The following is a 5,280-nucleotide window of genomic DNA, read 5'->3' on the forward strand; positions in this document are numbered from 1 at the left end:
CATCTCGCCCCTCCGACGCCACTGTTCGTTCGAACGAACAGTATCAGCCGAGATGCCGTCGGACTACCCCGCCGATCGCCTCGGCGGCCCCGCGAGCCACGCATAGGGTCGAGGATGGTCTCGTGGACAAGATCATGAGATACCCGGACCGTGCCCGCACCGAACGAGCGCAACTCGACGCCGTCCTCGACGCCGCGCCGATGGGCACCCTCGCGACCGTCGTCGACGGGCTGCCGTGGGCCGTGCCGATGCTCTACGCCCGCGACGGCGACAGGATCCTGCTGCACGGGTCCACCGGGGCCGGTGCGTTGCGGCAGGTGGCGGCGGGCGCGCCTGCGGTGCTGTGCGTCGCGATGCTCGACGGAATCGTCGTCGCGGACACCCTGTTCGACTCGTCGGCCAACTACCGTTCCGCGGTGGTGCGGGGCAACCTCGTCACCCTCGGCGAAGGCGACTCCGCCGACGCACTGAGCGCGCTGTCGGACGTGCTGATCCCCGGCCGCAGCACGGAGGTCCGGGGACACCGGCGCAAGGAACTCGCCGCGACACTGGCCCTCGCCCTTCCGATCACTCCGGGCCAATGGACCGTCAAGGTGCGGGACGCGCCACCGGGTGAACCCACCGAAACCAGCAGCGCCTGGGCCGGCGTGGTCCCCGTGCGGTCGGTCGCCGGTGCGCCCGTCCCGGCGCCGTGGGTGGCGAGCGGCACGCCCGTGCCCGCGTCCGTGTCGCGGCTGACCCGGACCGCGTAAGGAAAGCGTCAAGAGCCGTAGGAGACCCGTAAGCGCTTCGTCAGCGCGGCCTCTTCCCCCGAGGTCCGGCGTGATGCTGGCATGACACCCCGCAACCGCGGGGTGTCATGCCTGCGATGACACACAGAGACAGAAGATCTCGAAGAGGGTTCTCTCATGGCCGACTTGGCCTTCGTGGCGCTCGTCCTCGGCGGATTCGCCGGGTGCGCACTGGTTCTCCGGGCCCTGCAGACGGGACGCGCGCGGTGACGGGCGCAGGAATACTCGCGGTCGCGCTCGTCGCGATCGCCGCCGGGCTCGTCGTGTACCTCCTGATCGCGCTCATCGACCCGGAGCGGTTCTGATGACGCCTGCCCTGGCGGCCGGATTGCAGGTCGCATTCGTCCTCGCGGTACTCGCGGTCGCGTACGTGCCGGTGGGCGACTACATGGCGCGCGTGTACGAATCACGCCGACATCTGGGGGCCGAATCCGTGCTGTACCGCCTGTGCCGCATCAACCCCCACACCGAGCAGACCTGGTACGGCTACGCGGGCAACGTGCTGGGATTTTCCGCGGCGAGTGTGCTGTTCCTCTATGCCCTGCAACGCATCCAGGGAGTGCTGCCTCTGTCCGGGGACCTGTCCGGGGTCAGTCCCGCGGTGGCGTTCAACACGGCCGTGTCGTTCGTGACGAATACCAACTGGCAGTCGTATGCGCCCGAGACCACGATGAGCAACCTGACCCAGCCGGTCGGGCTCGCCGTGCAGAACTTCGTGTCCGCAGCGGTGGGCATGGCCGTCGCGGTGGCGTTGATCCGCGGGTTCGTCCGGGTGTCGCGCGGCGGCGAGATCGGTAACTTCTGGGTGGACCTCACCCGGGGCAGCCTACGGATTCTGCTGCCGTTCTCCTTCGTCATCGCGCTGATCCTGCTGAGCCAGGGCGTGATCCAGTCCTTCCACCCGGGCTTCGCGTCCACCGGTCTGGACGGCAACTCCGTTACCAACGCACTCGCGCCCGTCGCCTCGCAGGAAGCGATCAAGGAACTCGGCACCAACGGCGGCGGGATCCTCGCCGCCAACTCGGCGCACCCGTTCGAGAACCCGACGCCGGTCAGCAACATCGTCGAGATCCTGGCGATCCTGCTGATCCCGGTCTCGCTCACCCGCACGTTCGGCACCATGGTCGGCGACCCTCACGACCGAGCGAGCGAGGTGTCCGGGCACCGCCAGGGTCTGACCCTGCTCGCCGTGATGGGCATCCTGTGGGGATCGCTCCTCGCGGTCACGCTCGCCGCGGAGTCGGGTCAGCGCGGCGTTGCAGCCACCGCCGCGGGCGCGATGATGGAGGGCAAGGAGGTTCGTTTCGGAATCCCCGGTACGGCGCTGTGGGCCGTGAGCACCACCGGGACGTCCACGGGCGCGGTGAATTCGGCGCACGACAGCCTCTCGCCGCTCGGCGGCGGAGCCGTTCTGCTCAACATGCTGCTCGGCGAGATCGCGCCCGGCGGTGTCGGCACCGGGCTCTACGGAATTCTCGTCCTCGCCCTGATCGCCGTCTTCGTCGGTGGACTCCTCGTCGGCCGCACACCCGAATACCTCGGCAAGAAGCTGCGGCAGCGTGAGATCACACTCGCCGCCCTGTCCGTGCTGGTGATGCCGGCGCTGGTCCTGATCGGGACCGGAATCACCATGATCCTGTCCTCGACCACCGGTTACCAGGGCAACAGCGGCGACCCCGGACGCCCCGGATCCATCCACGGATTCTCGGAGGTGCTGTACGCGTTCGCGTCGGCCTCGAACAACAACGGCAGTGCGTTCGGCGGGCTGACGGTGACGAGCGACTGGTTCCAGAGCGCTCTCGGCCTGTGCATGCTGTTCGGCCGGTTCCTGCCGATCATCTTCGTCCTCGGACTCGCCGGATCGCTGGCGTCGCAGAAGAAGACGGCCGCAGGCGCCGGAACCCTGCCGACGGCGGGCCCGATGTTCACCGGGCTCCTCACCGGCACCGTCGTGCTCGTCGCGGCGTTGACATTCTTCCCGGCCCTCGCGCTGGGACCGATCGCGGAGGCTCTGCAGTGAGTGTGAAGGCGACCAGTCGTCCGAAGCCCGAGGCGGCGACCACGACGCCCGAGGGAAGCCACGACCCGGCGCCCGTGAAAGCGGGAATCTTCAGCCCCGCTCAGCTGGTGACGGCGCTGCCGGGCGCCCTGCGCAAACTCGACCCCCGGCACCTCGCCCGCAACCCGGTGATGTTCGTGGTGTTCGTCGGTTCCGTCGTCACCACCGTCATGGCCGTCGCCGACCCGTCGGTGTTCTCGTGGGCTGTCGTCGCCTGGCTGTGGTTCACCGTGCTGTTCGCGAATCTGGCCGAGTCGGTCGCGGAGGGTCGGGGCAAGGCGCAGGCGGCGAGCCTGCGGAAGGTGAAGCAGGACACCGTCGCCCACCGGATCACGGCGAGTGGCCGTTTGGAGTCGGTGGCTGGTACCGAACTCACCGTTGGTGACCGGGTCGTCGTCGAGGCGGGGGAGGTGATACCCGGCGACGGTGACGTCGTCGACGGCATCGCGACCGTGGACGAGTCGGCCATCACCGGCGAGTCGGCGCCCGTCGTGCGCGAATCGGGCGGCGACCGGTGTGCCGTCACCGGTGGCACGACCGTGCTCTCCGACCGGATCGTCGTCCGCATCACCGCGGCCCCCGGACAGTCGTTCGTGGACCGGATGATCGCCCTCGTGGAGGGGGCGGCGCGGCAGAAGACGCCGAACGAAATCGCGCTGAACATCCTGCTGGCGTCGCTGACGATCATCTTCCTGTTCGCCGTCGTCGCGATCGGTCCGATGGGCCTTTACGCGGGCCAGGAGCAGGATCCGATCAAGCTGATCGCGCTGCTGGTGTGCCTGATCCCCACCACGATCGGGGCCCTGCTGTCGGCCATCGGCATCGCCGGGATGGACCGGCTGGTGCAGCGGAACGTCCTGGCGATGTCGGGGCGGGCGGTGGAGGCGGCCGGTGACATCGACACACTGCTGATGGACAAGACCGGCACCATCACGTTCGGCAACCGGCAGGCCACGGCCCTGCATCCCGCACCGGGGGTTTCCGCGATCGAGTTGGCCACGGCAGCACGGTTGTCCAGCCTCGCGGACGGCACCCCGGAGGGTCGCAGCATCGTGGACCTGTGCGCCCGTGACTTCGGGTTGGATCCGGCACCGTCCGAGTCGGAGAGAGCGGCGGAGTTCGCGCCGTTCACGGCGCAGACCCGGATGAGCGGACTCGACATCGACGGCGCCCGGATCCGCAAGGGCGCGAGCGACGCCGTGCTGACCTGGGTGCGGGCGCTCGGTGGGCGCGCGGTTCCCGCGGTCACCGACTCGGTGAACCAGATCGCGCAGGCCGGGGGGACGCCGCTGGTGGTCGCCACCGTCCATGGAGACGCAGCGACCGTCCTCGGCGTGATCGCGCTGTCGGACGTGGTGAAACCGGGCATCGCCGAAAGGTTCGCGGAACTGCGGGCCATGGGGATTCGCACGGTGATGATCACCGGCGACAACCCGTTGACGGCGAAGGCCATCGCGGCCGAGGCCGGAGTCGACGACTTCATGGCCGAGGCGACCCCCGAGGACAAGCTCGCGCTGATCCGTAGGGAACAGGAGGGCGGGCGGCTCGTCGCGATGACCGGGGACGGCACCAACGACGCCCCGGCGCTGGCCCAGGCGGATGTCGGGGTGGCGATGAACACCGGCACGTCCGCGGCGAAGGAAGCCGGGAACATGGTGGATCTCGATTCGGATCCCACCAAGCTCATCGAGGTGGTGGAGATCGGCAAACAGCTGCTCATCACGCGCGGGGCGCTCACCACGTTCTCGCTCGCCAACGACCTGGCCAAGTACTTCGCGATCCTCCCCGCCCTGTTCAGCGGCATCTATCCGCAGCTGGACACTGTGAACATCATGCGGCTGGCCACCCCGGAATCTGCCATTCTGTCGGCGGTGATCTTCAATGCCGTCGTGATCGTCGCGCTGATCCCGTTGTCACTGAAAGGCGTTCGCTACCGTCCGTCGTCGGCGTCGACGCTGCTCGGCCGCAACCTGCTGATCTACGGCCTCGGCGGCGTGATCACGCCGTTCGCCGGTATCTGGCTCATCGACCTCGTCGTCCGTCTCATTCCCGGAATTGGGTGATCCCGCATGCGATTTCTCATCGGTCTGCTCCGGCAGACCTGGGCCGGACTACTCGTCCTGCTCGCACTCACGGCAGTCCTCGGTGTGCTCTATCCCGCCGCCGTATGGGGGGTGAGCAGGATCGGCGCGGGAGCGGCCGAGGGGTCTCCGGTGCGCGACAACACCGGGTGCGTCGTCGGGAGCCGGTGGGTCGGTGTCGATCCGCAGGTGTCGGCAGGGGAGCGGGATCCGTTCTTTCACAACCGGGTCACCGGGTCGGTGGCCGAACAGGATCCGTTCGCGCCGGGAGACCCCGCCGCCGCCCTGCCCACCAACCAGGGGCCGAGCAGCGAGATCCTGGCGACGTTCGTCGCCGACCGGCGGGGGG

The 5,280-nt window shown here is 68.8% G+C and carries 5 protein-coding genes; all 5 read left to right on the forward strand.

The window, feature by feature from the left end; translation table 11 throughout:
* Positions 1-122 precede the first annotated feature (122 nt).
* On the forward strand, positions 123-752 hold the full coding sequence (locus tag WAW17_RS16220; protein ID WP_422333973.1) for a pyridoxamine 5'-phosphate oxidase family protein: 630 nt from the start codon (positions 123-125) through the stop codon (positions 750-752).
* A gap of 245 nt (positions 753-997) precedes the next feature.
* Positions 998-1,096: a K(+)-transporting ATPase subunit F gene (kdpF, locus tag WAW17_RS16225; protein ID WP_422333974.1), complete on the forward strand. Its 99-nt coding sequence runs from the start codon at positions 998-1,000 to the stop codon at positions 1,094-1,096.
* Positions 1,096-2,811 (forward strand): potassium-transporting ATPase subunit KdpA, encoded by a 1,716-nt coding sequence (gene kdpA, locus WAW17_RS16230; protein WP_422333975.1) that lies wholly within the window; start codon positions 1,096-1,098, stop codon positions 2,809-2,811. Before kdpF ends, kdpA begins: the two co-directional genes overlap by 1 nt.
* On the forward strand, positions 2,808-4,913 hold the full coding sequence (kdpB, locus tag WAW17_RS16235; RefSeq protein WP_422333976.1) for a potassium-transporting ATPase subunit KdpB: 2,106 nt from the start codon (positions 2,808-2,810) through the stop codon (positions 4,911-4,913). Before kdpA ends, kdpB begins: the two co-directional genes overlap by 4 nt.
* 6 nt (positions 4,914-4,919) lie before the next feature.
* Positions 4,920-5,280 (forward strand): potassium-transporting ATPase subunit C (locus WAW17_RS16240; RefSeq protein ID WP_422333977.1); only part of this gene is annotated, 361 nt, incomplete at its 3' end.

The sequence above is a fragment of the Rhodococcus sp. (in: high G+C Gram-positive bacteria) genome, from assembly GCF_049286785.1.
Lineage (GTDB): Bacteria > Actinomycetota > Actinomycetes > Mycobacteriales > Mycobacteriaceae > Rhodococcus_F.

Coding starts and splice junctions, on each gene's coding strand:
- kdpA (WP_422333975.1), top strand. CDS start 1,096: ATGACGCCTGCCCTGGCGGCCGGATTGCAGGTCGCATTCGTCCTCGCG.